Origin of the sequence: Streptomyces sp. NPDC021080, assembly GCF_044333225.1 — a bacterium.
In the GTDB taxonomy this organism is placed as follows: Bacteria; Actinomycetota; Actinomycetes; order Streptomycetales; family Streptomycetaceae; genus Streptomyces.
Window position 1 is genome coordinate 16,700 of sequence record NZ_JBIRQM010000028.1, and the last position, 25,207, is coordinate 41,906.

Consider the following 25,207-nt stretch of genomic DNA (forward strand, 5'->3'; position numbering starts at 1 on the left):
ACCACATGGTGCCCACGGTGTGGGTGATGGGACGGCTAGTACTCCAGTGCGACTTCGTGATCTATTCGATCGTGAGCCGTCGGCGGTAGTGGCTGCGGCGGGCCGTGGCCTGGTGGTGTCTGTGCCAGTTCGACCAGTGCAGCAACGTCGGGGACATGGTTGGTGGGTTCAGCAGGGCGCCGAGCAGGTGGCGGATCTCCGGGACGGTCAAGTCGATCTGATCGGTTCTGCGGTTGGGCCGATTGGGCTGTGCGGTCGTGGTCGGCGTCGCATCGGCAGCGAGTGCGGTCAGGAAGGCCAGGGCGAGCATGGCCAGAGTGATGTGCCGGTGCCAGGCCGTCCAGTGGCGGACCTGGTAGTGGTCCAGTCCGACCTGGCCTTTCGCTGCTTGGAAGCACTCCTCTATGCACCATCTGGTCCCGGCCACCCGGACCAGCTCGGACAGCGGCACCCGCCTGGGGGACCAGCACAGGTAGTAGGCGAGTTCGCCGCCGGTGGGGTTGCGGCGGATCAGCAGGTGCCGATGGCCGTAGGCGCCGGTCTCGATCCAGGCCCAGTCGTAGTATCGCGGCCCCTTCGCTCCGTCTCCGACGCTTTGACGGTGCCAGGCCGAGGCGGGCAGGCGGTCAGCGACAGCGTCCGCGCGGTCGGCTGTTCGCCCCTGGTTGATCCGCACCCGCGTGCTGCAGGCGACGGCCAGGACGTAGCCGATCCGGCGGGACTCCAACAGAGCACGCAGGCTGGGGTCTTGGCAGTAAGCCTCATCCGCGGTCACCCAGGAGGCGCTGATCCCGGCGCCCAGGGCTGCCTCGATCATCTGCCCGGCCAGAGCGGGTTTGGTCGCGAACTCCGCCTGGTCGGGCACCCCGGCCCGGGTACGTCGCTCGGCGTCCTGGCACCATGCGCGCTCGGGCAGGTAGAGCCGACGGTCGATCAGCGCCCGTCCCTTACTGGAGGCGTAGGCGAGGAACACGCCGACCTGGCTGTTCTCGATCCGGCCCGCCGTGCCGGTGTACTGCCGCTGCACGCCCGCCGAGGCGGTGCCCTTCTTCAGGAATCCCGTCTCGTCTGCGATCAGCACGCCGTCGTCGGCTTGCAGGTGCTCGAAAACGTACGCGCGCACGTCGTCACGGACCACGTCGGCGTCCCAGCGGGCACTTTGCAGTAGTCGCTGCATCGGCCCGGGGCGGGCGCGGCCAGCTTGTTCGGCCAGCCGCCGGCAGTTCTTCCGCTCGACGCCGGACAGTAGGCCGAGTACGAAGGCGCGGGCCGCGGCACGCGGCTCCACCTGCCGGAACCGGCCCGCAATCCGGGCCATGGCCTGGTCGAACATCGACCGCCAGCGGGTGGCATCCATACTGTGACCTGCGGCCACCGCGCGATCTTCAGGAGTCCACACAACCCTTGATGATCACGCGGTGGCCGTTCCCGTTCACTCCGGGGTCCGACGCGAGATCGCGGTCGGCGGCTGGGTCAGCTCCAGCGGCCTGCGGCGGCGGCCTCGGTGACGAAGTCCTTGAACGGCCGGGGCGGTCGGCCGAGCGCCCGCTCCACTCCGTCGGAGACGCCCGCGCCCCGGCCGTCACGGATGTCCATGAGCAGGCCGGTGAGCAGACGAGCGACGTCGGCGGGCACGCCTTCGGCGACCATGCGGTTCACGAAGGCGTCGGGGTCGACGTCGAGGTGACGGACCGTGCGGCCGGTGGCGGCGGCGATCAGGTCGGCCGCCTCGCCGAAGCCGATCGCCTGCGGGCCGGTCAGCTGGTAGGTCTGTCCGCTGTGGCGGTCCTCGGTCAACGCCGCGGCGGCGACCTCGGCGATGTCCTCGGCGTCGACGAACGGGGTGCGCCCGTCACCGGTGGGCAGGGCGAGGGTTCCGGCCAGGATGCCCGGCAGCCAGAAGGACTCGCTGAAGTTCTGCGCGAACCAGTCGGGTTGCAGGATGGTCCAGTCGACACCGGAGTCGCGGACGGCTTGTTCGGCGGCCTTGAGTGGGTGGCTGTTGTCGGCCCGGCCGACGCCGTGGGCTGAGAGCAGCACCAGCCGTCGTACGCCTGCGGTGACTGCATCAGCCACCAAGCGCGGGATGCGCGCCTGCCGGTCCACGCCGGGCTGCAGGTTGGGCTCTACCAGGTAGACGGCGGCGGCGCCGTCGAGGGCGGGCGCCCAGGTCGCTGGGTCGTCCAGGTCGAAGTGGGTGTCACCGCCGGTGCGGGATGCCGTGCGGACGGGTAGGCCCTTGGCCGTCAGACAGCGGGCGATACGGCGGCCGGTCGTGCCGGTGCCGCCGAGAACGAGGATGTTTTTCATGCTCTCCAGACAACCCCGGTGGAGGCAGACGATCCATGGGAGAACGTCGCCAATCCCTTTGTGATCGTCTAACGTCGCCAGCATGGATGTCCTGAGTGAACTGCTGCACCGGGCCCGTGCCAGGAACGCGGAGGTCCGGCAGCTGATCCAGCGGCCGCCATGGTCGATGGCCTTCGCCGGCGCCCCTTCGCTCACGGTCGTGGCCACCCTCGGCGGCCACGCGTCGGTCCGGCTCGACGACGACCCGCAGGCCGCACTGGTGCGTCTGTCCGCCGGGGACATTGCCCTGATCAGCGGCACCACCCGGTACACGATCGCCGACCCCCCGGACACCCCGCCACAGGTGGTGATCCGCGGCGGAAGGAAGCACGTCATCGACAGCGGGACGGCCGTCCCGCAGAACCTTGCACCCCGCACGTACGGCGACGGGTTGCCGGGTGCCACCACCCTGCTCCGGGGTGCCTACGAACTCCGCGGCGACGTGGGCGAGCGCCTGTTGGACATGCTCCCCTCATTGGCCATCGTGCCCGCCGGGCCGCGTACCCGGGCGGTGCTGGACCTGCTCGCCGCCGAGGTAGCCCGCGAGGAGCCCGGCCAGGACGCCATCCTGAACCGGCTCCTGGACCTCGTACTGGTACTGGCGCTACGCGCCTGGTGGGCCCGGCCACAGGCCCAACCCCCCTCCTGGTACCGCGCGCTGGCAACCCCGGCAGTCGGCGAGGCCCTGCGCCTGCTGCACGAGGACCCCGCGCAGCGGTGGACAGTCGCCGAACTGGCCGCGCGGGTGGGCCAGTCCCGGGCCACCTTCGCCGCGCGCTTCACCAGCGTGGTCGGCGAACCGCCGCTCACATACCTGACCGGCTGGCGGATGGCCTTGGCGGCGGATCTGCTGCGCGACACGGAGGAGACCGTCGCCGCGGCGGCGCGCGCGGTGGGGTACGAGGACGCGTTCGCGTTCAGTGTGGCGTTCAAGCGGGCGCGCGGGGTCAGCCCGTCGGACTGGCGGCGGCAGGTGCGGTCGGGATGGCAGGTCAGTCCATGACGGTGATCGTGCGGACCGGCGCGACACCGGCCAGGAACGCACAGGCCAGAACTCACCGCAGCCACTAACGCCGACGACTCGCGACCGAATAGATCATGAAGTCGCACTGGAGTACTAGGCGGTTGTTGAGTGCCGACGCGTGGCCTTGATAGCGGCCGTCAGGTTCCGCGGTGCCGGTGCGGGCGCGGGGTACTGAGTTTGGGCGATGCCGGTCAGCCGTCCATGATCAGACGGTCTCGGTTACCGGTAGTTCGTTAAGAGGTTGTCTCACGTGGCAGGTTCCGCGAGCTTCTTGAGTAGCGCAGGGCGGTGGCCATGGCCAGGCTTCGGCTCTGCCGGCCATTGCGATCCACGTACGGGATCTTGAGGCCGCGAGTAACCCATGGCAGGCTCATGCCGCATGATCGATGAATTCGCGAAGGACAACCTGCACGGGAGACTGCGGCGGGACCGCGAGGCGCTGCTCTGGAAACTCGACGGCCTGTCCGAATACGATGCCCGCCGACCTTTGACAGTGACCGGGACCAACCTCCTCGGCCTGGTCAAACACGTGGCCAGCGTCGAGGCCAGGTACTTCGGCGAGGTCTTCGACCGGCCGTCCCCGGAACCGCTGCCCCGGTGGCAGGACCACGACGGCAGCGATCTGTGGGCGGCTGAGGACGAGGCGCGCGATCAGATCATCGAGTCCTACCGGCGCACGTGGGAACACTCAGACGCGACGATCGACGAACTTGCCCTCGACGCCCCCGGCCACGTGCCGTGGTGGCCAGAGCCTTATACCAACACGAACCTGTTCGCCATCCTGGTCCACGTCCTCGGCGAGACAAACCGGCATGCCGGGCACGCTGACATCCTGCGCGAAGGCGTCGACGGCCGAACCGGGATGCGCCCCGAACACGAGATGCAGATCGATGAGGACGCCCGCACCGCCTACTGCGCGAAGATCGAGCAGGCCGCCAGATCGGCCTCATCAGCCAAGGCGTAGAGGGCTGTCCCACGTGATTTGATGTTCGAGCGGCATGATGCCTGCCGTGAGTGCTGACCTGTCGAAGCGTCTGGTTCCTGATGAACTCTGGGAGCTGGTCGCCCCGCTATTGCCGTCGTTCGCGGCTCGACCGCAAGGTGGCGGGACCGCTCCGCGTGACGAGCGGGCCGTGTTCACCGCAGTGGTGTACGTGCTGACCAGCGGCTGTGCCTGGCGGCATCTGCCGCCGACGTTCGGCACGTCCTCCGCCACCGCGCATCGCCGCTTCACGGTATGGACCGAGGTCGGCCTGTGGCGTCGGCTGCATCGGGCGGTGCTGGACGAACTCGGGGTCCGGGGCGAGGTGGACTGGACCTCGGGGATCATCGACGCGGCCTCCGTTCGCGCCAAAAGGGGGGATCGCTGACGGGGCCGAACCCGGTCGATCGCGGCAAGAAGGGCAGCAAGCTGCACGTGCTGTCCGATGCCCAGGGCATACCGCTCGCCGTCGCCGTGTCAGGTGCGAACATGCACGACAGTCTCGCCCTCAAGCCGCTCATCCGCGGCATCCCCGCCGTCCGGTCCCGCCGGGGACCACGGCGGCGCCGGCCCGTCAAACTCCGTGCGGACAAGGCGTACTTCTCCGCCGAACACCTCAGCTGGCTACGCGAGCGCAGGCTCGTCGCGCGCATCGCGCGGCCAGGCATCGAGTCCGGCGAACGCCTTGGTCGGCACCGCTGGAAGATCGAGCGGTCGATCGCTTGGCTCTTCGGCTACCGCCGCCTGACCATCCGATACGAACGAAAGGGCTCGCACTTCCTCGCCTTCCTCGGCCTGGCCGCTGCTCTGACCTGCTACAGGAAGCTCGCGAAACTTGCCACGTGAGATGCCCTCTAAAACCGGCGGTAGAGGTCAATGACATGTCCGGTGGTGACGGCGTCGATCAGGGCCTGGAGCTCGGAGGGTGGGTCCGTGTCCGTCCAGGCTCGCCACCATCGGGCCAGGGTGATAGCGGGGGTGAGCCAGGAACGGATGGCGCGTAAGGCCCCGGGCCAGCAAGGCTGTTGGTGCAGGTGACCGCAACACTCACGGACCGGCGCGCGAGCGCCGGGGGAGCGCCGGGGGAGGGTCCCTTCGCGGGGCCGAGCGCCCGGCTTCTCACGCCTACGAATCGGTCTCGATCCCGGCCGTTGCTTGGGTGCTGAACGCCGTGGGGCAATGATGTGAACATGCGCCGGCCACTCCACCTTCACCGCCCTGAGTGGTTGAGGGTCGACGACTCGACCCTGAACGTCGCGCTCGTGTACCCGATGCAGGGGCCGGCGGGCATCTTCGGTCCCGCCTGTGAGGCGTGCGCGCGGCTGGCCGCCGAAGAGATCAACGAGGACGGCGGCGTGCTCGGCAGGGAGTTGCGGCTGCTGGAGGTCGACGGCGGAGCCCGGCCGGAGACGGTCGCCGAGGAGGTCGAGGCCCTGGTGGCGACCGGAGCGGTGCACGGGGTGACCGGTTGGCACATCTCCTCGGTCCGGCAGGCGGTGGCGCCACGCGTCGCGCACCGCGTGCCGTACGTGTACACCGCCCTCTACGAAGGCGGGGAGCGTACCGACGGTGTCTTCATGACCAGTGAGACGCCGGACTGGCAACTGCAGCCCGCCATGCGGCTTCTCGCCGAGACGCGGCGGGTCCGCAGGTGGTTCGTCGTCGGCAACGACTACGTCTGGCCCCGGCGCACCGCCCGGGCCGCCCGCCGCTACGCCCGCGCGCTGCGGGGCGGGCGGGTCTGCGGTGAGGCGTATCTGCCGCTGGGCACCGAGGACTTCGCCGATGTGCTGCGGCGCATCGAGCACACGGACGCGGACGGTGTGCTGATGCTGCTCGTCGGCAGCGACGCGGTCCGTTTCAACCGGGCCTTCGCCGCCTCGGGCCTGGACCAGAGGTGTCTTCGGCTGAGCACGCTGATGGACGAGAACATGCTGATGGCCAGTGGCCCGGAGACGACCGGCGACCTGTTCAGCACGGCCGGTTTCTTCGCCTCGCTCGCCAACCAGGACACCCTGGACTTCCACGGCCGGTACGCCGGCCGTTTCGGCTTCGAGGCGCCGGCCCCCGGCAGTCTCGGTGAGTCGTGCTACGAGGGAGTGCTGCTGCTTGCTTCGCTCATCGAGCGGGCTCGCACCCTGGACGTCTGTGCGATCTCGGCCGCCGCCGAGAGTGTCTCCTACGAGGGTCCGCGCGGCCTGCTCCACCTTCATGACCGGCATGTCCGCCAGCGCATCTACCTGGCGGAGGCGGCCGGGCCGGACTTCAACGTGGTGGCCCAACTGCCTTCCCCGTACGACCTGTCGTGACGCGTGCCGGATCGGTCGCGAGCCGTCCTTGCAGGGCCTCGGCCAGTTGCGCGAGCAGGTCGTCCAGTTCCTCGCCTGCCAGTTCCAAGTCCGGCCAGTCGGCCCGTACTTCACGTGCCAGCAGCTGCCAGCGCTGCATGCCGCGTGGGGTGAGGTGGGCCAGGACGCGGCGCCGGTCGGCCGGGTCGACGCGACGGTAGACCAGGTTCTGGTCGACGAGCTGGTCCATCAGTTTGGTCAGGCTCGGAGCCGGCAGGAAGGCGTGGTCGGCGAGGGCCGTCATGTTGTGGCCCCGTCCGTCGGAGAGCAGGTCGAGCACCCGCCATGCCTCCACGCTGCACTCGAACTCGTCGAGGACGGACTGCACTCGGCGCACGGCGAGGCGTTCGGCCCGCGTGAGGAGGTAGAGCAGTTCCTGGGGTCGTCTCGCCATCGTGCTCCTCCACTCGTGCTCGCCGACCGGTGTCTGAGCCTACCGTCGATCACCGGGCCCTGAAAAAGAGGAATCAGAATAACTGTTCCTTTCCGTGGGAAGCATTGATCGCCGTTTCTGTCATGACCTCAACCGGGCGTATTCAACGGTGACTTCCTCCGCTTTGGCCGACCGCAATACTTCCACTGGAAACTGTTCATCAATTACTCCGAAACGCGGTGGAAACAGTTTCCCTCCAGGCTGTGGTCGCACTTCAGCAACCAGCCCGGACACCACCCCTGAACGGCTGGGGAACTCGTGTGCCGACACCGCCACTTCTGAAGCGCCGTCCCCTCATCCCCTCCCCAGAGACTTTCCGCTCTCTTCGTACCGCCCTTCGGGGCAAGGAGGTTGTGCATGTCCGGGTTCAGCATCAGCAGACGCGGTCTCCTGTCCGGTATATCCGCCGCCGGCGCATCCGCCGCCCTCGGCGCGTGCGGCGCCAAGACGGGCGACACCACCTCCACCGGCTCCGGCGCCAAGGCCGACACCTCCGGTGCCACGGTCAAGGTCGGCCTGCTGAATTCGCTCTCGGGCACCATGGCGATCAGCGAAGTCACCGTCCACAACGCGCTGTTGCTCGCGGTGAAGGAGATCAACGCCTCCGGCGGCGTGCTGGGCAAGAAGCTCGAGCCCGTCAGCCAGGACGGCGCCTCCGACTGGCCCACCTTCGCCGAGAAGGCGGAGACCCTCATCAAGGACGACAAGGTCGTGGCCACCTTCGGCTGCTGGACCTCGGCCAGCCGAAAGGCCGTCAAGCCGGTCTTCGAGCGGTACAAGTCGCTGCTGTTCTACCCCGTGCAGTACGAAGGCCTGGAGCAGTCTCCGTACATCTTCTACATCGGCGCCACCACCAACCAGCAGATCGTGCCCGCACTCGACTACCTCAAGAAGCGGGGCCTGACCAAGCTCTACCTGGTCGGCAGCGACTACGTCTTCCCACGCACCGCCAACAAAATCATCAAGGCGTACGCGAAGGCCAACGGCATGGAGGTCGTCGGCGAGGACTACGCCCCGCTCGGCTCCACGGAGTTCGGCACCATTGTCAACAAGGTCAAGGACGCCGGCGCGGACGCCGTGTTCAACACCCTCAACGGCGACTCCAACGTGGCCTTCTTCAAGGAGTACAAGTCCGCGGGCCTGACCGCGAAGAGCCTGCCGGTGCTCTCGGTCTCCATCGCGGAGGAAGAGGTCAAAAGCATCGGCACCCAGTACCTGGACGGCCAGCTCACGGCCTGGAACTACTACGAGACCACCCCCGGCGCGGCCAACACCAAATTCGTGGCCGCCTACCAGGCCGCGTACGGCAAGGGCAAGCCGACCTCCGACCCGATGGAGGCCGCCTACATCTCCGTCCACCTGTGGAAGGCGATGGTCGAGAAAGCAGGGTCCTTCGACGTGGCGAAGGTCAAGGCCGCCTCCGACGGCATCCAACTCGACGCCCCCGAGGGCAAGGTCACCGTCGACGGCGCCACCCAGCACGTCTACAAGACCGCTCGGATCGGCAAGGTCGGCTCCGACGGCCTGATCACCGAGGTGTGGAACTCCGGCAAGCCGGTCAAGCCGGACCCGTACCTCAAGGGCTACTCCTGGGCCTCCGGACTCTCCTGAGCACGCCCCGCACGGCACCGGACCCGGCCCTCCCCAGGGGCCGGGTCACGCCCACGGCACACCGCGCAGACCCGCACCCTCGCCCCCGACCCGGAGCCGACCCATGACGGTCATCCTCAACCAGTCCCTCACCGGCATCAGCATCGGTGCCGTCCTGCTGCTCATCGCCCTGGGCCTGACCCTGACCTTCGGCCAGATGGGCGTGATCAACATGGCGCACGGCGAGTTCATCATGGCCGGCGCCTACACCACGTACGTGCTGCAGAAGTCCATCAGCAGCGCGGGCGTCTCGCTGCTCGTCGCCCTGCCGGTCGCCTTCCTGGCTGCCGGAGCCATGGGAGCCCTGCTGGAATGGCTGCTCATCCGCCGCCTCTACACCCGCCCACTGGACACGCTGCTCGTGACCTGGGGCGTCTCGCTGATGCTCCAGCAACTCGCCCGCGACATCTTCGGCGCCCCCAACGTGCAGACCGCCGCGCCCGACATCCTCACCGGCAACATCGCACTGGGCGGCGGCATCACCTTCGCCAGCAACCGCCTGTTCATCCTCGGCCTGGCCCTGCTGAGCGTCCTCGCCCTCACCCTCATCCTGAGACTCACGCCACTGGGCCGCCGTATTCGGGCCGTCGTCCAGAACCGCGACCTGGCCGAGGTCTCCGGGATCGCCACCGGGCAGGTCGACCGCATCACCTTCTTCATCGGCTCGGGCCTCGCGGGAGTGGCCGGCGTCGCCCTCACCCTGGTCGGCCCGATCGGCCCGACGACGGGCACCAACTACATCGTCGACGCCTTCCTGGTCGTCGTCGTGGGCGGCATCGGACAGCTCAAAGGGAGCGTCATCACCGCCTTCGCGCTCGGCATCCTCCAAGCGGTCCTCGAATACTCGACAACGGTCAGCGTCGCCAAGGTCATCGTCCTCGTGGCGATCGTCGCCTTCCTGCAGTGGCGACCCAAGGGCCTGTACACCCTGCGCACCCGGAGCCTGGCATGACGACCACGACGACCCCCACCACCGTGGCGCCGGTGCCTCCGCCCCCGTCCCTGCCGCAGCGGCTCCGCGTCCCCGCCGCCTTCGTATCCGGCGCCGTACTCCTCCTCGGCGTCGCACCAGCCGTTCTCTCCGACTTCCGCCTCAACCTCCTCGCCAAGTACCTGTGTTACGCGATCGTCGCGGTCGGCGTCAGCCTCGCCTGGGGCCGCGGCGGGCTCATGGTGCTCGGCCAGGGCGTCTTCTTCGGCCTCGGCGGCTACGCCATGGCCATGCACCTCAAGCTCACCGACGCGGCCGCCACCGGCCAGACCCTGCCCGACTTCATGCAGCTCTACGGCACCGGTGACACTCTGCCCTGGTGGTGGAGGCCGTTCGCCGATCCCGCCTTCGCGCTCGCCATGACGGTGCTGCTCCCGATGGCCCTCGCCGCGCTGCTCGGCTTCTTCGTCTTCCGCCGCCGGGTCAAAGGCGCCTACTTCGCCATCCTCAGCCAGGCGCTGGCCGCCGCCCTGTCCATCTGGCTGATCGGCCAGCAGGCCACCACCGGTGGCACCAACGGCCTCACCGACATCCACGGCTTCCTCGGCTACTCCCTCGACGACCCCGTCAACCAGCGGATGGTGTACTTCATCATCGCCGCCGTCCTGCTGCTCCTGATGACCGGCGGCCGCCAGCTGTTCGTCAGCCGGTACGGTGAACTCCTCGTCGCCACGAGGGACTCCGAGGAGCGAGTGCGTTTCCTCGGCTACGACCCGGCCAACGTCAAGCTCGTCGCCTACGTCCTCGCGGCCGGCACGGCGGGTCTGGCCGGCGCCCTTTTCGTCCCGGCGGTCGGGATCATCTCCCCGGCGCTGATCGGGATCGTGCCCTCCATCGGCTTCGTCATCGGGGCAGCGGTCGGCGGCCGGGCCTCACTGGTGGGCGCGGTGCTCGGCGCGATCGCGGTCGCCTGGACGCAGAGCACGCTCTCCGACGCCTTCCCCGCCGCGTGGACCTACCTCCAGGGCCTGCTGTTCGTGGTCGCGGTCGGCTTCCTGCCCGGCGGCCTGGCCTCCCTGGGCGCTGTCCTGCGCAGACGCCGTACCGCCACCGCCACCGCAACGCGTACGACGGGAGAAACGGCATGAGCGGCCAGGGACTGACCGTCCGCGACCTGCGGGTCACCTTCGACGGCTTCACCGCCGTCGACGGCGTCGACCTCGACATCCACCCCGGCGACCTGCGCTTCCTCATCGGCCCCAACGGCGCAGGCAAGACCACCCTCGTCGACGCCGTCACCGGCCTGGTCAGGGCGACCGGCTCGGTGAGCTTCGGCGACCAGGACCTGCTGGGCAGGCCCGTCCACAAGATCGCCCGCATGGGCATCGGACGTACGTTCCAGACGGCCACGGTCTTCGAGGAACTGACCGTCCTGCAGAACCTCGACATCGCGGCGGGCGCCGGGCGGGGCCCGTGGACGATGCTCCGGCGCCGCAGACACATCCCCGAACCGGTCGCGAAGGCCCTGGAGACCACGGGGCTGACCCACCTGCGCGACCGCCCCGCCGGCGTCCTCGCCCACGGGCAGAAACAGTGGCTGGAGATCGGCATGCTGCTCGTCCAGGACGTGAGACTGCTGCTGCTCGACGAGCCGGTCGCCGGTATGAGCCACGACGAGCGCGAGGCCACCGGCGCGCTGCTCCAGCGCATCAGCGCGGACCGCACGGTCGTCGTCATCGAGCACGACATGGACTTCATGCGCTCCTTCGCCCGCAGCGTCAGCGTCCTGCACGCGGGGAAGGTCCTCAGCGAGGGCACCGTCGCCGAGGTCCAGGCAGACACCAAGGTCCAGGAGGTCTACCTCGGCCGCGTCGCGGCACCCGAACCCGCCTCCGCACCGCCCGTGGCCGTCGCCGAGGAGGCGTGAATCAGATGCTGGAGATCACCTCCGTCCAGGCCGGCTACGACCGCACCACGGTCCTGCACGGCGTCACCCTCACGGTGCCCGAGGACGGCGTCGCCACCGTCCTCGGCCACAACGGTGCCGGCAAGAGCACGCTGCTGCGTGCCGCCATGGGCCTGATCAAGCCCAGGAGCGGCACCGTCCGGCTGGACGGCGAGGACATCACCCACCTCGCCCCGCACCAACGCGTCGCCCGAGGGATGGCCTACGTCCCCCAGGGCCAGCAGTCCTTCCCCCATCTCACCACCGCCGAGAACCTCCAACTCGTCGCCGACGGCCGCCCCGACGGTACAGCGGCCACCGCCGAGGCACTGGACCTCTTCCCTGTCCTGCGTGAACTGTCCGGCCGCCGCGCCGGCCTGCTCTCCGGCGGCCAGCGCCAGCAACTCGCCATCGCTCGCGCGCTGATCACCCGCCCCAGACTCCTGCTGCTCGACGAGCCGACGGAGGGCATCCAGCCGTCGGTCGTCACCGAGATCGAGGAGACGATCCTCAACCTCACCCGCCGCGGCGGCCTGTCCGTCCTCCTCGTCGAACAACACGTCGGCTTCGCCATGCGCGCCGCCCAGCGGTACTACGTGCTGGAGGCCGGACGCGTGACGTCCTCGGGCGAGGGCGGAACGGCCGCCGAACAGACCGTACGAGCGGCACTGAGCGTGTGAGCCCGGGCAGTTGAAGCGTCGTCCTCGACCTGGTGGCGTGGAGGTCGGACGAGGGGACGTGCGGCTGGTCGGCGTGTACGGCGACGGAGCGCGCTCAGGCGCTGCCGTACCGGGCAACCATGCCGTGTCATGGCCGACGTGCGGGCCACCCGGTTGAAGTCGCGGCAGCTGCGGGCGATTTCCACCCGGGCCGAGATCACCGCCACCAATTTCACCAACACCTATGAGTGGGGTGACCTGAGCGGGGATCCGCGCCGTATGGTCGCGCGCTACTTCGACGCTCACCCGTACGTCACGAACTGGGGCACCCACCGTCTGATGCTCCGCCTGCCACGGCAGGCACTGAACCTGTCCATGCCGCAGGCGTATTGCCTTGGCCGGCACGTCGAGGTGTGGACCGCTCGCACGCATCTCAGGCTGCACACTGAATACGCAAATCCGAGATTCGATGCGCAATGGTCGCGGTCCGTAGTTGCCTTGACTGACGCGACCTACTCCGTACCGTAGGCCGCCCACCGCCCGAGGGTGAACCCGCCGTTCTCTTGCCGGACTTCCACGGCACCCGCCCCGCCGAAGTGTGCAGGGACGACCAACTCGCTTTCGATGGCGGCTCGTTCGAGGATCCGCCGGCGACTGGCCACTGCTTGTTCCGCATCCAGACAGAAGCAACTGTTGCAGGAGGGTGTGAGGATCTGCACCGGGCTGTGCAGAAGATCGCCGACGAAGACCGCCCGGTCGCTCCCGGATGCGAGCCGCAGTACGGATGAGCCGGGTGTGTGGCCTGGCGCGGACTCCAGAGTGAGGTATTCATCGATGCGGTGGGTGCCGTCCCACAGGACGCTCTGCCCGGCCCGGTGGACGGGCGCGATGCTGTCCTCGTAGATCAGCCGGTCATCCTCCCGGCGGCCGTTCCCGTACGCGTTGTCCGGTCCGAAGTGGAAGTCGTCCGCGGCCGGGATGAGGTACTGGGCGTTAGGGAACGTGGGCTCCCACCCTCCGTCCACACCGACGGTGTTCCAACCGACGTGATCACCGTGGACGTGGGTGTTGACGACGACGTCGACGTCCTCCGGCCGAACTCCGACCCGCGCCAGCCCACCCAGGAAATCGCCCTGCCAGTGGTGGAACTGCGCCGAGCCGGGCCGCTCGCGCCCGTTCCCTACCCCGGTGTCGACCAGGACGGTCCGTCCGCAGCTGCGCAGCACCCAGGTCTGCAGCGCCACCACCGCCCTGTCGCTGTCCGGTTCCCAGTGATCCGGCGCCAGCCAGCCCTCGTTGCCCTTCCACACCTCGGTGCCGGACTCCGGAACCAGGCCGCGTGCGGGCGCGAACGCCCCTTGCCACTCGACGACTCGGATGACCTCGACATCGCCGAGCACGATGCTCTCCATGCTCTCGCTCTTCATGTCGTCGACTCTAGGAAGGACGGATGAGCCTCTCAATGCCTGTCCGGCTCATTCGGATACGCATCCGTCTCACCACTGACGCTATTGGTATCGTCGCCCGATGGATGTGGTGAGCGACGCAGTCTCGGCAGTACGCATCGGGCGTCCCTCCTCAAACCGAGTGCGGGTGAGCGGGAACTGGTGCACGCGGCTCGCCCCGTACGACGGTGCGGGCTTCCACGTGGTGCTGGAGGGCAGCTGCTGGCTGCTGCCCGACAACGGCTCTCCGGTCTCACTCGGCACGGGTGACGTGGTGCTGCTGCCGCACGGCACGGGACACGTGATCGCCGACGCCCCCGTCGATGCGACGACCGTGGAACGGGCGGTGCCGTTCGAACGATGGTTCGACGAGAGGGGGTCGCGCCGGCCCCGAGCCACCTCCGGCGAGGTGCAGATGCTGTGCGGCAAGTACCGGCTCGACCGCAGTCGCATGCACCCGCTCATGGCGGAACTGCCGAAGGTCGTCCACCTGCCGAACCGAGTGGGCACCCATCCCGAACTGCGCGCCGCCGTCGACCTGCTGGGCCACGAGCTGGGCGCACAAGGACCCGGCGCCTGCATCGCGGTGCCCAGCCTGCTCGACCTCCTCCTCGTCTATATGATCCGCTCCTGGGCGGCCCAGGGCACGAGCGGCACCTGGCCGACCGTACTGGGCGACCCAATAACAACCGCCGCCCTACGGGCGCTGCACTCGGACCCGGCCGCCCCGTGGACCAACGACCGCTTGGCCGCCGAGGCAGGCGTGTCCCGCGCCACCCTGGCTCGCCGCTTCACCACCCTGGTCGGCCGCCCGCCGATGGCGTACCTCACCTGGTGGCGCCTGACCTTCGCCGCCACCCTGCTCCGCGACACCCCGGACCCTCTGGCCACCATCGCTCGCCGCGTCGGCTACGGCACTCCGTACGCCCTCTCACATGCCTTCAGCCGGGAATTCGGTACTACCCCGGGGCAGTACCGGGCAGAGACAGCGGGGCGCTCGGCCTCCACGAGAGAGTCCTTGATGAACCCGCCTGATCGCACAGACCCGCCAAGAGACGAAGAGTACGGACGCTGAAACCCAACCAACGGGTTCCACAGGCGACTTGGGGACTCAGCCACCCCTCACCCTGGGAAGCCACCAGGTCAGCGGTGGCGACAAGCAGGAGGCTGTCGGGGCCTGGTTGCCCGGACCACCGTGCACGTTCCCTGCGGCTTGCCCGATCACATTCAACGATCACTTACTGTGACCACCGAGCAAGTCCGTGACCTGGAGAATGCGTAACGACAACTGACACGGTCAGTGCGCATTACCCGTGGACGCCAGCCTTCCGCAGGACCCAGTGCGCACGAAACGATGGAACCTACAGCTCACCTCCGCTCGCGCAGAGAAGACGCGTGGAACGGCTACGCGGCGCCCCCGCAGGACGGCTCACCTCCGCTCGTGCGGAGAGGACGAGTTCATGTCCACCCGCCAGGCCGACTATGTCCGTATCCCCAACGCCCAGGGCACCCTGGTCGCCACCGAGCAGGTGCCCGGCAAGGACCTGTGGCCGAGCCTGCCGGCCTGCTCGGACGTCATGGGCACCGGCTGGTGGGCCGCCGACGCAGCCGAGGTCAGGCCCGGCTCGACCGCCGTGGTCGTTGGTGATGGCGCGGTCGGTCTGTGTGCGGTGATCGCCGCGAAGGAGAGGGGCGCGGAGCGGATCATCGCCATGTTCCGCCACGAGACCCGGCAGAGGCTCGCCCGTCAGTTCGGCGCCACCGACGTCGTCACCGAGCGCGGCAGGGAGGGCGTGGAGAAGATCAAGGAGCTGACCGGCGGGATCGGCGCAGACAGCGTGCTGGAGTGCGTCGGCACCGCGGAGGCCGTGCGGCAGGCCCTGCACTCGGCCCGTCCTGGCGGCAGCGTCGGCTTCGTCGGCGTTTCTTAGGACGCCGCGATCGACGGCCAGGAGCTGTTCTTCTCCCACGTCGGCCTGCGCGGCGGCCCCGCCCCGGTGCGCCGTTACCTGCCCGACCTCATCGACCGCGTCCTCACGTGCCGCATCGACCCGGGCAAGGTCTTCGACCTCACCCTTCCGCTGGAGCAGGTCGCCGAGGGCTACAGGGCCATGGACGAACGTCGCGCCGTCAAGACCCTCCTCAAGCCCTGACCACATCCACCCCGCTCAAGCCCCGACCACACCCACCTCCCACACCACGAGGAGCACGCCCCCATGCAGATCACCCGCAGCTTGATCGACAACGTTCAAGGGACCTGCCGACTGGTTCACCGGCGACGTCTACGTCGCCCCGGTCGCCGCGGCCCCGTCCCGCGTCACCGCGTCCCTGGTGCACTTCATGTCCGGGGCCCGCACGCACTGGCACCGTCACTCGCTGGGCCAGACGGTCTTCGTCACCGAAGGCGTCGGCCTGTGCCGGCGTCGCGGCGGACCGGTGGAGGTCATCCGGCCCGGCGACCGCGTCCTGTTCGAGGCCGACGAGGAGCGCTGGCACGGCGCCGCCCCGAACCGGCTGATGGTCCACGTGGCCGTCAACGAGGGCGACGAGACGCACGATGTCGTGCACTGGCTGCAGCCCGTCACCGACGAGGGGTACTATTCCGCACCATTCCACATGAATCAGCCTAGGGAGGTCATGCGGTGAAGGTGATCCTTTTCGGGGCGTCCGGCATGGTCGGCCAGGGGGTGCTGCGCGCCTGCCTGGAGGACCCCGGGGTGACCGAGGTCCTCGCTGTCGCTCGCCGCCCGCTCGACGGCGCCGCCGCTCCCAAGCTCCGGGAGCTGCTCCACGCGGACTTCACCGACCTCACCCCGATCGCCGGAGAACTGGCCGGGGCCGACGCGTGCTTCTACTGCCTGGGCGTCTCCGCGGCCGGGCGCGACGCCGCCGAGTACGAGACCATCACCTACACGTACACGCTCGAGGCCGCCCGCGTCGTCGCCGCCGGCAACCCCGGCCTGACTTTCGTCTACGTCTCCGGAGAAGGCACCGACAGCTCCGAAGCGGGCCGCTCGGCCTGGGCCCGAGTCAAGGGCCGCACGGAAAACGCCCTCCTGGCCATGGACATGCACGCGTACGCCTTCAGGCCCGGATGGATCCAGCCCGTCCACGGCGAGACGTCGCGCACCCGCTGGTACCGGGTGATGTACCGCCTCACCTCATGGCTGTACCCGGTCGTCCGGCGCGTGGCTCCGCGCTACGTCACCAGCACCGAACAGGTAGGCCGCGCCATGCTCGCCACCACCCGCCTGAAAGGCGCCGGGCCGCACGTCCTGCGGACCGCCGACATCAACCGGCTCGCCGCCTGACCGGGCCGGGGGACGCCAGGCCATCATGAGCACCTACGTATCCGGGCCCTGAACTCCGCCGCCCACTAGGCCGTCGCGTCCTCGGGGAAGTCCACGGGGTAGGCCTCCGCGAAGTCCGCGGACCGCCCGACGGGGCTCCACTTCTCGTCCTGTGCCAGGAGTCGCCGGTCCTGGGCGATGGATCCCTCCGACGCCATCGCGCCGAGCGCGAGGTTGGTCGGGATGTCGCGGCGCTTTGCCATTCGTACGAGGATCTCCGCGGCGCGCACCGGGTCGCCGGCGGGGCCCTCGGTGCTCTGCCGGATGCGCCGGTTGATCGCGCCGACGGTGTCCTCGTAACCCTCGGGCACGTCGTGCACGGTCATCGAGGAGCCTGCCCAGTCGGTGCGGAAGCCGCTCGGCTCGACGACCAGGACGCGGACCCCGAACGGCGCGGTCTCCACGCGCAGCACCCGGCTGAAGCCGTCGATCGCGAACTTCGCCGCCTGGTAGGAGGCGATGCCCGGGGAGCTGCCGACGCGGCCGCCCATGGAGGAGAACTGGACGACCAGCCCGCCGCCCTGCTCGCGCAGCAGGGGGATCGCGGCCTTGGTGACGTTGTAGACGCCCCAGAAGTTCGTCTCGAACTGGGCGCGGAAGTCGCCGTCGTCGGTGGTCTCGATCGGGGAGACGTTGGCGTAGCCGGCGTTGTTGACGAGTACGTCGATCCGTCCGAAGTGCTTCCTGGCCTCCTCCAGGGCCGCCTTCGCGGCTGCGGGGTCGGTCACGTCGAGCGCGATCGGGGCGATTCGGTCGCCGAACTCGGCTGCCAGGTCGTCGAGTTGTTCGGGCCGGCGGGCGGTCGCCGCGACGGTGTCGCCCGCCTCCAGGGCGGCACGGACGAGGGCGCGGCCGAAGCCGCGGGAGGAGCCGGTGACGAACCAGGTCTGCTGGGTGTTCTCGGTCGTGTTCTCACTCATGCAGTTAGTGAAACACTGTTGCGTTAATAGTGCAACGTGGTTGCGTTAAAGTGGGTCCGTGGACACCACCGACTTCCGGCGCGCCCGGTCCCCGCAGGCCAAGCAGCAGCGGGAGGCCGCCATCCTGGACGCCGCGCGGGCCCTGGGCGCCGAGCGCGGTATCCGGCAGGTCACGTTGACCGACATCGCGGCGGCCGTGGGCATGCACAAGTCCGCGCTGCTGCGCTACTTCGAGACGCGGGAGGAGATCTTCCTGCGGCTGACCGCGGTCGACTGGCAGGAGTGGGCGCCGGTCCTGTGCACGGAGATCGGCCGGGTCGCCGACGGCGACGCGGCGGGCGTGGCCGCGGCCTTCGCCCGCACCCTCGCGGCCCGCGGAATGTTCTGCGACCTGCTCGCGCAGGCGCCGATGAACCTCGAGCGGAACGTCTCGGTCGAGGCGGTGCGCGAGTTCAAGCTGGTGACTCTGGTCGCGGTCGCCTCGGCCGTCACCGCGGTCCGCGAGCGGCTGCCGGAGCTGACCGAGGCCGACGGAGTGGACCTGATCGCCGCCGCGACGTCGATGGCCGGCACGTTCTGGAACATTGCGACGCCGGGACCCGAGGTCGCAGCGCTGTACCGCGACGATCCGCGGCTCGCCCACGCGATCGTGGACGTGGAGCCACGACTGGCACGGATCCTGGCCGCCATGCTGGAAGGGATCGTCGCGCGGCGCCGAGGTGAAGCGCCGCAGCACTGACCCGTCACCGTGCCCTGACGGTCCGCTGCCTCGACACCACGGGTCAAACATGACGGCCGCCTCCGTGCAGGCGTGCGGAGGATCACGGCAGGCCGCCTGCGCCCTGCCGAAGTGGCATGCGGACGTCGATGATCTGGCTCACGCTGCGGCCGACGGCTACGGGAGGACCGGACCATGGACAACGGTCTCCCGGAGTACCTGCGGCACGCCCTGGACCGGTCACTGCGGCGTCTGGGCGCGGATCGCGTCGACCTTGTGCTGCCTGCACCGCGTCGAGTCGGCCGTCCCGATCGAGGAGATCACCGAAATGGTCCGCCATCAGCGCGGATACCTGCTGCTGGAGTGGATCCGCCAGGCCGGGCAGGACGCCTCGAAACCCATGAAGGGCTCCGGCTTTCTCCGCCAAGACCTCCATGCGGTGACCGCCGGGCTGACCCTGCCCTGGAGCTCTGGCGTCGTCGAAGGCCATGTGAACAGGGTCAGAACGCTCAAGAGAGCCATGTGCGGCCGAGCCTCGTTCGATCTCCTCCGCACCCGGATTCCCACTCGGTCATGAGGGCTGCGACTCGCGCTCGCCCCGAGCAGCGAATCCGGTGGTCCGGAGCCGTGACGCCGCCTGGGTCGACGCCCGTGCGGGCTGCTGAAGGCTGAGAGACAGGGCGGATCGCCTGGGCAAGGAGGGCGTGTGTGCCCGTGGGCGATGCGCGAGGTCGGGGGCCCGGCCACCGCCTGCAGCACCTTCGGGTGTGGGCGCCAGCGTCCGATCGGCCTTCTTCGGATCGGCAGCGGTGTCACCGGACTGGACTGATCGGGACCTGTCGGCCGCGGCCCGCCGGCCGGCTTCGGACTCACCACAGGACCACCACGTCCAACAGTGGTGCGGTGTCCGCTGAGCCCGCACTCCGCCCGCATTCATGCCGTCCCGCCGCGAAGCCGCCCAGCCGCGGGAACCCCCGTCGGGCTCCTTGACCCCCGGTCGGCACTCCACGATGCTGTGTTGCGGCACGTGAGATCCGTGCCGTAATGAGCAACGCCTGATTCGAGTCTCGACCAGCTGAGGAGTGGCCATGACGCACCAGGTCCGTGCTGTCGTCGCGCGGGGCAAGGGTGCCCCCGTCAGCCTGCAGACGATCATCGTGCCCGACCCGGGACCGGGCGAGGCGCTGGTGAAGATCGAGGCGTGCGGGGTCTGCCACACCGATCTGCACTATCGCGAGGGCGGCATCAACGACGACTTCCCCTTCCTGCTGGGGCACGAGGCCGCAGGCGTCGTCGAAGCGGTGGGGGAGGGCGTCACCGATGTCGCCCCCGGCGACTTCGTGATCCTCAACTGGCGAGCGGTGTGCGGGCAGTGCCGGGCGTGTCTGCGCGGACGGCCGTGGTACTGCTTCAACACCCACAACGCGAAGCAGAAGATGACCTTGCTCGACGGCACCGAGCTGTCCCCTGCCCTCGGCATCGGCGCGTTCGCGGAGAAGACGCTGGTGGCGGCGGGGCAGTGCACGAAGGTCGACCCGGCCGCGTCGGCGGCCGCCGTCGGACTGCTGGGGTGCGGCGTGATGGCCGGCATCGGTGCGGCCATCAACACCGGCAAGGTCGGCCGCGGTGACACGGTCGCGGTCATCGGCTGCGGTGGTGTCGGAGACGCGGCGGTCGTCGGGTCGAACCTGGCGGGCGCGGCGAGGATCATCGCCGTCGACATCGACGACCACAAGCTGGAGACGGCCAGGAAGCTGGGCGCGACCCACACGGTCAACTCCAGGAACACCGACGCGGTCGAGGCGATCCGCGAACTGACCGGCGGCTTCGGCGCCGACGTCGTGATCGAGGCGGTCGGCCGCCCGGAGACGTACAAGCAGGCCTTCTACGCCCGCGACCTGGCCGGCACGGTCGTCCTCGTGGGTGTGCCCACCCCGGAGATGAAGCTGGAACTGCCACTGCTGGACGTCTTCGGCCGCGGCGGCGCGCTCAAGTCCTCCTGGTACGGCGACTGCCTGCCCTCCCGTGACTTCCCGATGCTCGTCGATCTCTACCGGCAGGGTCGGCTGGACCTGGACGCGTTCGTCACGGAGACCATCGCGCTGGACGAGGTGGAGAAGGCGTTCGAGCGGATGCACGGTGGCGATGTGCTGCGCTCGGTGGTGGTCTTCTGACGGCCGCCCGCATCCGAATACCCCGTCACCTCAGGAACGTTCATACGTACCGGTCCTGACCGTCCTCTTCGGCGGCGACACCCTGTTCGCCGGTGGGCCGGGGTGGCGGGGCGGTCGTACGGCCACTTCCCGACCGTCATCGCGTCGATCCGGGACCGGCTGCCGACACTGCCGGGCGACACCGTCGTGCACACCGGGCACGGAGGGACGACCGCCGTCGCCGCCGAGGCGCCGCACCTCCAGGAGCGGATCGGGCGCGGTTTCTGACGCCCGCTCATACCTCCTCGACCGCCCCGCTCGTACCCCTCGACCGCCCGCCCTCGGTCCGCGTCCGTCGCGAGCCGATGCGGCGGGCTGTTGTTGTTCCATGTGAATCAAGTTCCGTGTTGCGCACCATGATGGGGCGCCTCGGAGTGCCCTGTGGACGCCTTGACAAGGGTTCTGGCCGACCTCAGACTGTTGTTGCGCTTACCGCAATCCGTTTCGCTATACGCACCGAGGTGTCATGATGATTCCCGCGTGCCGTCTCGCGGATCTGCCGCGAGGCGAGGCTCACCGGCTCGACATCGATCCGCCGGTCTCGGTCTTCCACACCGAGGACGGCGAGCTGTTCGCCATCGACGACACCTGCACCCACCAGGACGCCTCGCTCGCCGACGGCTGGCTGGAGGGCTGCGAGGTGGAATGCCCGCTGCACGCTTCGAAGTTCGACCTGAGGACCGGTGCGGTCGACTCTCCGCCGGCCAAGCTCCCGGTCCGGACGCACGAGGTCGTCGTCGAGGACGGCGTGATCCACGTCCGGTTGTCCGCAGCCGCCCCCAACCTGCCGCCCTGTGTCGCAGCCCGGCTCGCCGGAGGTTCCGGGTGAGGACCGTCGCCGTGGTCGGCGCCTCGCTGGCCGGGCTGTCGGCGGCGCGCTCGCTGCGGAGACAGGGCTATGACGGGCGGCTGGTCGTCATCGGTGACGAACTCCACCGCCCGTACGACAGGCCCCCGCTGTCCAAGGAGTTCCTGGCCGGCACCCTCGGCGAGGCGGATCTCTCGCTGGAGGCGGACGACGAGGACCTGCGGGCGGAGTGGCTGCTCGGCGCTCGTGCCACCGGACTCGACCGCGTCGGGCGCGCCGTCCGGCTCGCCGACGGGCGGGAGGTCCGCGCCGACGGCATCGTCATCGCGACCGGCGCCGCGGCGCGTACCCTGCCCGGGTCCGAGGGCCTGGCCGGAGTGCACACCCTGCGCACCCTGGACGACGCCCGCGCCCTGCGGGACGAACTGGCCCGGGGCGGACGGCTGGTGGTGATCGGCGGCGGCTTCATCGGTGCCGAGGTCGCCTCCACCGCATACGCCCTCGGACTGGACGTGACGGTCGTGGAGGCGGCCCCGACGCCCCTGGCCGGACCGCTCGGCGCGACGATGGGCGGCATCGTCTCCGCCCTCCATGAGGACCACGGCGTAAGGCTGTTGTGCGGTGTGGGGGTCAAGGGGCTGAGCGGGGACGAGCGGAGCGGGACGGGGGTCCCCCCGGGCGGAGTCCGGGGGAGGGTGGAGGCCGTTCTGCTCGAGGACGGCCGCGGTGTCCCCGCTGACATCGTCGTCGTCGGTGTGGGCGCCCGCCCGTGCGTCGAGTGGCTGGAGGGATCCGGCGTCGAACTCGACAACGGCGTCAAGTGCGGCGCCGACGGCCGTACCAGCCTGGCCGGCGTGGTCGCGGTCGGCGACTGCGCCAACTGGTACGACGCCCGCGCGGGCGCCCACCGCCGCGTCGAACACTGGACCGGAGCGCGCGAGCGTCCCGACGCCGCGATCGCCGCACTGCTGGCGGGCGGTGCGGTGGAACCGGGGGTGCCCCGGCCGCCGTACTTCTGGTCCGACCAGTACGGCGTGAAGATCCAGTTCGCCGGTCACGCGGCAGCCGCCGACAGCGTGACCATCGAGGCGGGCGTGGCGGACGACCGCGACGTCCTGGCCGTCTACCGGCGAGCCGGGGTCCCGGTCGCCGTGCTCGGGATGAACCAGCCTCGGCTGTTCACCCGCTGGCGCAAGCAGCTCGCGGCCGCGAGCTCTTGACGCGACCCCGGAGTCACCTCATGCTTCGGTTGCGCATGGCGCGCGGCGTTGCTCCCTGTACAACATTGCCGGGAGTCTTTCCTCCCGGCGCGTGAATGGCCCCTCCACGACGTTTCCCGAGGAGTGCACCGTGATCCCGACCAGCCTGCCGGACAGTCTGATCGCCACCCTCCCCGGTTCCTCCTACACGGATCCGGGGATCTTCGCCCAGGAGCAGGAGCGCATCTTCGAAACGATGTGGTTCTGCGCCGTGCGTTCCTCGGAGCTGGCGAAGCCCGGTGCCTTCCGGACCGTGGAGGTGGGCCGCGAGAGCATCCTGATCACGCGGGCGCGGGACAACTCCGTACGTGCCTTCTTCAACGTCTGCCGGCACCGCGGCGCCAAGCTCTGCACCGAGGAGGCCGGAGAGGTCAAGCGTGCCTTCCAGTGCCCGTACCACGCCTGGACCTACGACCTGAACGGCAAGCTCGTCGCGGCGCCCAACCTCACGAAGATGCCCGACGTCGGCCGCACGGAGTTCGGCCTGGTCGGCGTGACCGCCCGAGAATGGCTCGGCTACGTCTGGGTCTGCCTGGCGGAGAACCCGCCCTCCTTCGAGGACGACGTCATCGGCGAGGTCGTCGGCCGGCTCGGCGACGTGGAGTCGATCGAGCACTACGACATCGGCAACCTCGCGGTCGGCAAGCGGATCGTCTACGACGTCAGGGCGAACTGGAAGCTCATCGTCGAGAACTTCATGGAGTGCTACCACTGCGCCACGATCCACCCCGAACTCACCGAGGTGCTCCCCGAGTTCGCCGACGGCTACGCCGCTCAGTACTACGTCGGCCACGGTGCCGAGTTCGGTGAGGAGGTCCAGGGCTTCACCGTCGACGGTTCCGAGGGCCTGGACCGCATACCCGGCGTGTCCGACGACCAGGACCGCCGCTACTACGCGATCACCGTCAAACCGCAGGTCTTCATCAACCTCGTCCCCGATCACGTGATCTTCCACCGGATGTACCCGGCGGCCGTCGACCGCACGATCGTCGAGTGCGACTGGCTCTACCTCCCGCACGTCGTCGAGAGCGGCAAGGACGTCAGCCGGTCCGTGGAACTCTTCGACCGGGTCAACCGCCAGGACTTCGACGCGTGCGAGCGCACGCAGCCCGGGATGAGCTCACGGATGTACGCCAAGGGCGGGGTGCTGGTGCCCAGCGAACACCACATCGGTGCCTTCCACGACTGGGTGAACGAGCGCCTCGGCACTCCCCGGCCGTAGTGGGGCGGGTCAGCCCAGGTGACCCATCCGGTGGCTGATCTCCTCCGCGCCCTTGACCAGCACCGGAGCGAGTTCGTGCAGGCGCTCCTCGGTGAACCGGTACGCGGGTCCGGAGGCGCTGAGCGCCGCGATGACCTCGCCGTTGCGGTCGCGCACCGGCGCGGCCATGGCGTGGAGCCCGACCTCCAGCTCCTCCAGGGTCCAGGCGTAGCCGCGCTCCCGGGCCTCGGCGAGGTTCTTCTCCAGCTTCGTCCTCGAGGTCAGGGTGTGCGCGGTCACCTTCTTCAGGCCGGCCTCGGCCAGCAGCGCGGTGCGCTCCTCGGCGGGCAGATACGCCAGCAGGACCTTGCCGCTGGAGGTGGCGTGCAGCGGGGTCAGCTGGCCGACCCAGTTGTGTGCGGCGACCGCCCCCGGGCCGCGTACCTGGTAGAGGTTGATCGCGTAGTGCTCCTGCATCACGGCGATGTTGACGGTCTCGCCGATCTCCTCGGCGAGCCGCTCGCAGACCTGGCGGCTCTGCTGGGTGATGTCGATGCGCCCCGTGACCGCGCCGGCCAGGCGCACGATGCCGAAGCCGAGGCGGTACTTGCCGCGCTCGCCCGCCTGTTCCACCAGGCCGCGCGCCTCCAGGGCGCCGAGCAGCCGGAACGCGGTCGACTTGTGAACATCGATCTCGGCGGCCACCTCGCTGACGCCGGCCTCGCCGCGCTGGGCCAGGATCTCCAGCACGCTGATGGCGCGGTCGACGGACTGTACGCCGCCGGACTGCGTACCTGTCGTTTCGATGTCTGGACTGTAGTTGCTCACAGCGAAACTATACGCGTAGTAAACAACAGCGACGCAAGTAACGGCACGGAAACGTAGGCCTTGCAAGTTGCGTTGTTCGCAACCTGGTGCGTATGACGCTACTCGTACTAGCATGCCTCGGGTATCTATGGCGCGAGCGAGACG

General features: G+C 69.4%; 25 protein-coding genes and 2 pseudogenes. 21 read left to right on the plus strand and 6 right to left on the minus strand.

What is annotated here, in order from left to right; translation table 11 throughout:
• Positions 1–61: 61 nt before the first annotated feature.
• The gene (locus ACH4S8_RS41500; RefSeq protein ID WP_398403962.1) at positions 62–1,318 is read right to left on the minus strand and encodes an IS701 family transposase; all 1,257 of its coding nucleotides are present in this window, start codon (positions 1,316–1,318) and stop codon (positions 62–64) included.
• 155 nt (positions 1,319–1,473) lie between these two features.
• A complete protein-coding gene (locus ACH4S8_RS41505; protein WP_398403864.1) occupies positions 1,474–2,310 on the minus strand; it encodes an SDR family oxidoreductase in 837 nt (278 codons plus the stop codon).
• Between the two features lie 82 nt (positions 2,311–2,392).
• Here ACH4S8_RS41505 and ACH4S8_RS41510 point away from each other — a divergent pair, with 82 nt between their 5' ends.
• From ACH4S8_RS41510 to ACH4S8_RS41525, 4 genes are all read left to right on the plus strand, one after another.
• Positions 2,393–3,352, plus strand: a complete 960-nt coding sequence (locus ACH4S8_RS41510; RefSeq protein WP_398403866.1) for an AraC family transcriptional regulator — start codon at positions 2,393–2,395, stop codon at positions 3,350–3,352.
• A gap of 400 nt (positions 3,353–3,752) precedes the next feature.
• Complete coding sequence (locus ACH4S8_RS41515; protein ID WP_398403868.1) at positions 3,753–4,337, plus strand: DinB family protein; 585 nt, start codon at positions 3,753–3,755, stop codon at positions 4,335–4,337.
• 37 nt (positions 4,338–4,374) lie between these two features.
• A protein-coding gene (locus ACH4S8_RS41520; RefSeq protein WP_398403964.1) for an IS5 family transposase occupies positions 4,375–5,201 on the plus strand; the annotation gives its coding sequence in 2 pieces (ribosomal slippage) (positions 4,375–4,731 and positions 4,734–5,201; 825 coding nt in all).
• A 344-nt stretch (positions 5,202–5,545) separates the two neighbouring features.
• Positions 5,546–6,664 (plus strand): substrate-binding domain-containing protein, encoded by a 1,119-nt coding sequence (locus ACH4S8_RS41525; protein WP_398403870.1) that lies wholly within the window; start codon positions 5,546–5,548, stop codon positions 6,662–6,664.
• On the opposite strand, the gene ACH4S8_RS41530 is transcribed toward ACH4S8_RS41525, so the two are convergent.
• Complete coding sequence (locus tag ACH4S8_RS41530; protein WP_398403872.1) at positions 6,621–7,097, minus strand: MarR family winged helix-turn-helix transcriptional regulator; 477 nt, start codon at positions 7,095–7,097, stop codon at positions 6,621–6,623. The genes ACH4S8_RS41525 and ACH4S8_RS41530 overlap by 44 nt on opposite strands.
• 396 nt (positions 7,098–7,493) lie before the next feature.
• Between ACH4S8_RS41530 and urtA the strand changes: the two genes are divergently transcribed.
• From urtA to ACH4S8_RS41560, 6 genes are all read left to right on the plus strand, one after another.
• Positions 7,494–8,747: an urea ABC transporter substrate-binding protein gene (gene urtA, locus ACH4S8_RS41535; RefSeq protein ID WP_398403874.1), complete on the plus strand. Its 1,254-nt coding sequence runs from the start codon at positions 7,494–7,496 to the stop codon at positions 8,745–8,747.
• Positions 8,748–8,850: 103 nt separating this feature from the next.
• Positions 8,851–9,738 carry an urea ABC transporter permease subunit UrtB gene (urtB, locus tag ACH4S8_RS41540; RefSeq protein ID WP_398403876.1) on the plus strand — a complete coding sequence of 296 codons (888 nt, stop codon included), beginning with the start codon at positions 8,851–8,853 and terminating at the stop codon, positions 9,736–9,738.
• Positions 9,735–10,865: an urea ABC transporter permease subunit UrtC gene (gene urtC, locus ACH4S8_RS41545; protein ID WP_398403878.1), complete on the plus strand. Its 1,131-nt coding sequence runs from the start codon at positions 9,735–9,737 to the stop codon at positions 10,863–10,865. The genes urtB and urtC overlap by 4 nt, the downstream gene beginning before the upstream one ends.
• A complete protein-coding gene (gene urtD / locus ACH4S8_RS41550; RefSeq protein WP_398403880.1) occupies positions 10,862–11,644 on the plus strand; it encodes an urea ABC transporter ATP-binding protein UrtD in 783 nt (260 codons plus the stop codon). The genes urtC and urtD overlap by 4 nt, the downstream gene beginning before the upstream one ends.
• Positions 11,645–11,649: 5 nt before the next feature.
• On the plus strand, positions 11,650–12,342 hold the full coding sequence (gene urtE / locus ACH4S8_RS41555; RefSeq protein ID WP_398403966.1) for an urea ABC transporter ATP-binding subunit UrtE: 693 nt from the start codon (positions 11,650–11,652) through the stop codon (positions 12,340–12,342).
• Positions 12,343–12,471: 129 nt separating this feature from the next.
• Positions 12,472–12,849, plus strand: a complete 378-nt coding sequence (locus tag ACH4S8_RS41560) for a hypothetical protein (protein ID WP_398403882.1) — start codon at positions 12,472–12,474, stop codon at positions 12,847–12,849.
• Here the strand turns inward: ACH4S8_RS41560 and ACH4S8_RS41565 are convergent.
• Complete coding sequence (locus tag ACH4S8_RS41565; protein WP_398403884.1) at positions 12,834–13,748, minus strand: MBL fold metallo-hydrolase; 915 nt, start codon at positions 13,746–13,748, stop codon at positions 12,834–12,836. The two genes, ACH4S8_RS41560 and ACH4S8_RS41565, sit on opposite strands and share 16 nt — an antisense overlap.
• Positions 13,749–13,848: 100 nt before the next feature.
• Between ACH4S8_RS41565 and ACH4S8_RS41570 the strand changes: the two genes are divergently transcribed.
• The 4 genes and pseudogenes from ACH4S8_RS41570 (at position 13,849) to ACH4S8_RS41585 (ending at position 17,077) form a co-directional block, all read left to right on the plus strand.
• Entirely contained in the window at positions 13,849–14,841 is a 993-nt protein-coding gene (locus ACH4S8_RS41570) for an AraC family transcriptional regulator (protein WP_398403886.1), read from the plus strand.
• A gap of 364 nt (positions 14,842–15,205) precedes the next feature.
• Positions 15,206–15,919, plus strand: a pseudogene (locus ACH4S8_RS41575) (zinc-binding dehydrogenase); the annotation flags it as partial.
• 187 nt (positions 15,920–16,106) lie between these two features.
• Positions 16,107–16,412 (plus strand): cupin domain-containing protein, encoded by a 306-nt coding sequence (locus ACH4S8_RS41580; RefSeq protein WP_398403888.1) that lies wholly within the window; start codon positions 16,107–16,109, stop codon positions 16,410–16,412.
• On the plus strand, positions 16,409–17,077 hold the full coding sequence (locus tag ACH4S8_RS41585) for an NAD(P)H-binding protein (RefSeq protein ID WP_398403890.1): 669 nt from the start codon (positions 16,409–16,411) through the stop codon (positions 17,075–17,077). The genes ACH4S8_RS41580 and ACH4S8_RS41585 overlap by 4 nt, the downstream gene beginning before the upstream one ends.
• Positions 17,078–17,142: 65 nt before the next feature.
• Here the strand turns inward: ACH4S8_RS41585 and ACH4S8_RS41590 are convergent, their stop codons facing one another.
• A complete protein-coding gene (locus ACH4S8_RS41590; RefSeq protein ID WP_398403892.1) occupies positions 17,143–18,036 on the minus strand; it encodes an SDR family NAD(P)-dependent oxidoreductase in 894 nt (297 codons plus the stop codon).
• 58 nt (positions 18,037–18,094) lie between these two features.
• Between ACH4S8_RS41590 and ACH4S8_RS41595 the strand changes: the two genes are divergently transcribed.
• The 7 genes and pseudogenes from ACH4S8_RS41595 (at position 18,095) to ACH4S8_RS41625 (ending at position 24,256) form a co-directional block, all read left to right on the plus strand.
• Positions 18,095–18,775: a TetR family transcriptional regulator gene (locus ACH4S8_RS41595; protein ID WP_398403894.1), complete on the plus strand. Its 681-nt coding sequence runs from the start codon at positions 18,095–18,097 to the stop codon at positions 18,773–18,775.
• 49 nt (positions 18,776–18,824) lie between these two features.
• Positions 18,825–19,331 carry a hypothetical protein gene (locus ACH4S8_RS41600; RefSeq protein WP_398403896.1) on the plus strand — a complete coding sequence of 169 codons (507 nt, stop codon included), beginning with the start codon at positions 18,825–18,827 and terminating at the stop codon, positions 19,329–19,331.
• Positions 19,332–19,842: 511 nt separating this feature from the next.
• A complete protein-coding gene (locus ACH4S8_RS41605; RefSeq protein WP_398403898.1) occupies positions 19,843–20,928 on the plus strand; it encodes an S-(hydroxymethyl)mycothiol dehydrogenase in 1,086 nt (361 codons plus the stop codon).
• A gap of 55 nt (positions 20,929–20,983) precedes the next feature.
• Positions 20,984–21,195: pseudogene (locus ACH4S8_RS41610) on the plus strand (MBL fold metallo-hydrolase); the annotation flags it as partial.
• A gap of 238 nt (positions 21,196–21,433) precedes the next feature.
• A complete protein-coding gene (locus ACH4S8_RS41615) occupies positions 21,434–21,796 on the plus strand; it encodes a bifunctional 3-phenylpropionate/cinnamic acid dioxygenase ferredoxin subunit (protein WP_398403900.1) in 363 nt (120 codons plus the stop codon).
• The gene (locus ACH4S8_RS41620) at positions 21,793–22,995 is read left to right on the plus strand and encodes an NAD(P)/FAD-dependent oxidoreductase (protein ID WP_398403902.1); all 1,203 of its coding nucleotides are present in this window, start codon (positions 21,793–21,795) and stop codon (positions 22,993–22,995) included. Before ACH4S8_RS41615 ends, ACH4S8_RS41620 begins: the two co-directional genes overlap by 4 nt.
• Before the next feature lie 130 nt (positions 22,996–23,125).
• Positions 23,126–24,256, plus strand: coding sequence for an aromatic ring-hydroxylating dioxygenase subunit alpha (locus tag ACH4S8_RS41625; protein WP_398403904.1), 1,131 nt, complete (start codon positions 23,126–23,128; stop codon positions 24,254–24,256).
• Positions 24,257–24,265: 9 nt separating this feature from the next.
• On the opposite strand, the gene ACH4S8_RS41630 is transcribed toward ACH4S8_RS41625, so the two are convergent.
• Positions 24,266–25,063: an IclR family transcriptional regulator gene (locus tag ACH4S8_RS41630; protein ID WP_398403906.1), complete on the minus strand. Its 798-nt coding sequence runs from the start codon at positions 25,061–25,063 to the stop codon at positions 24,266–24,268.
• Positions 25,064–25,207: the final 144 nt, after the last annotated feature.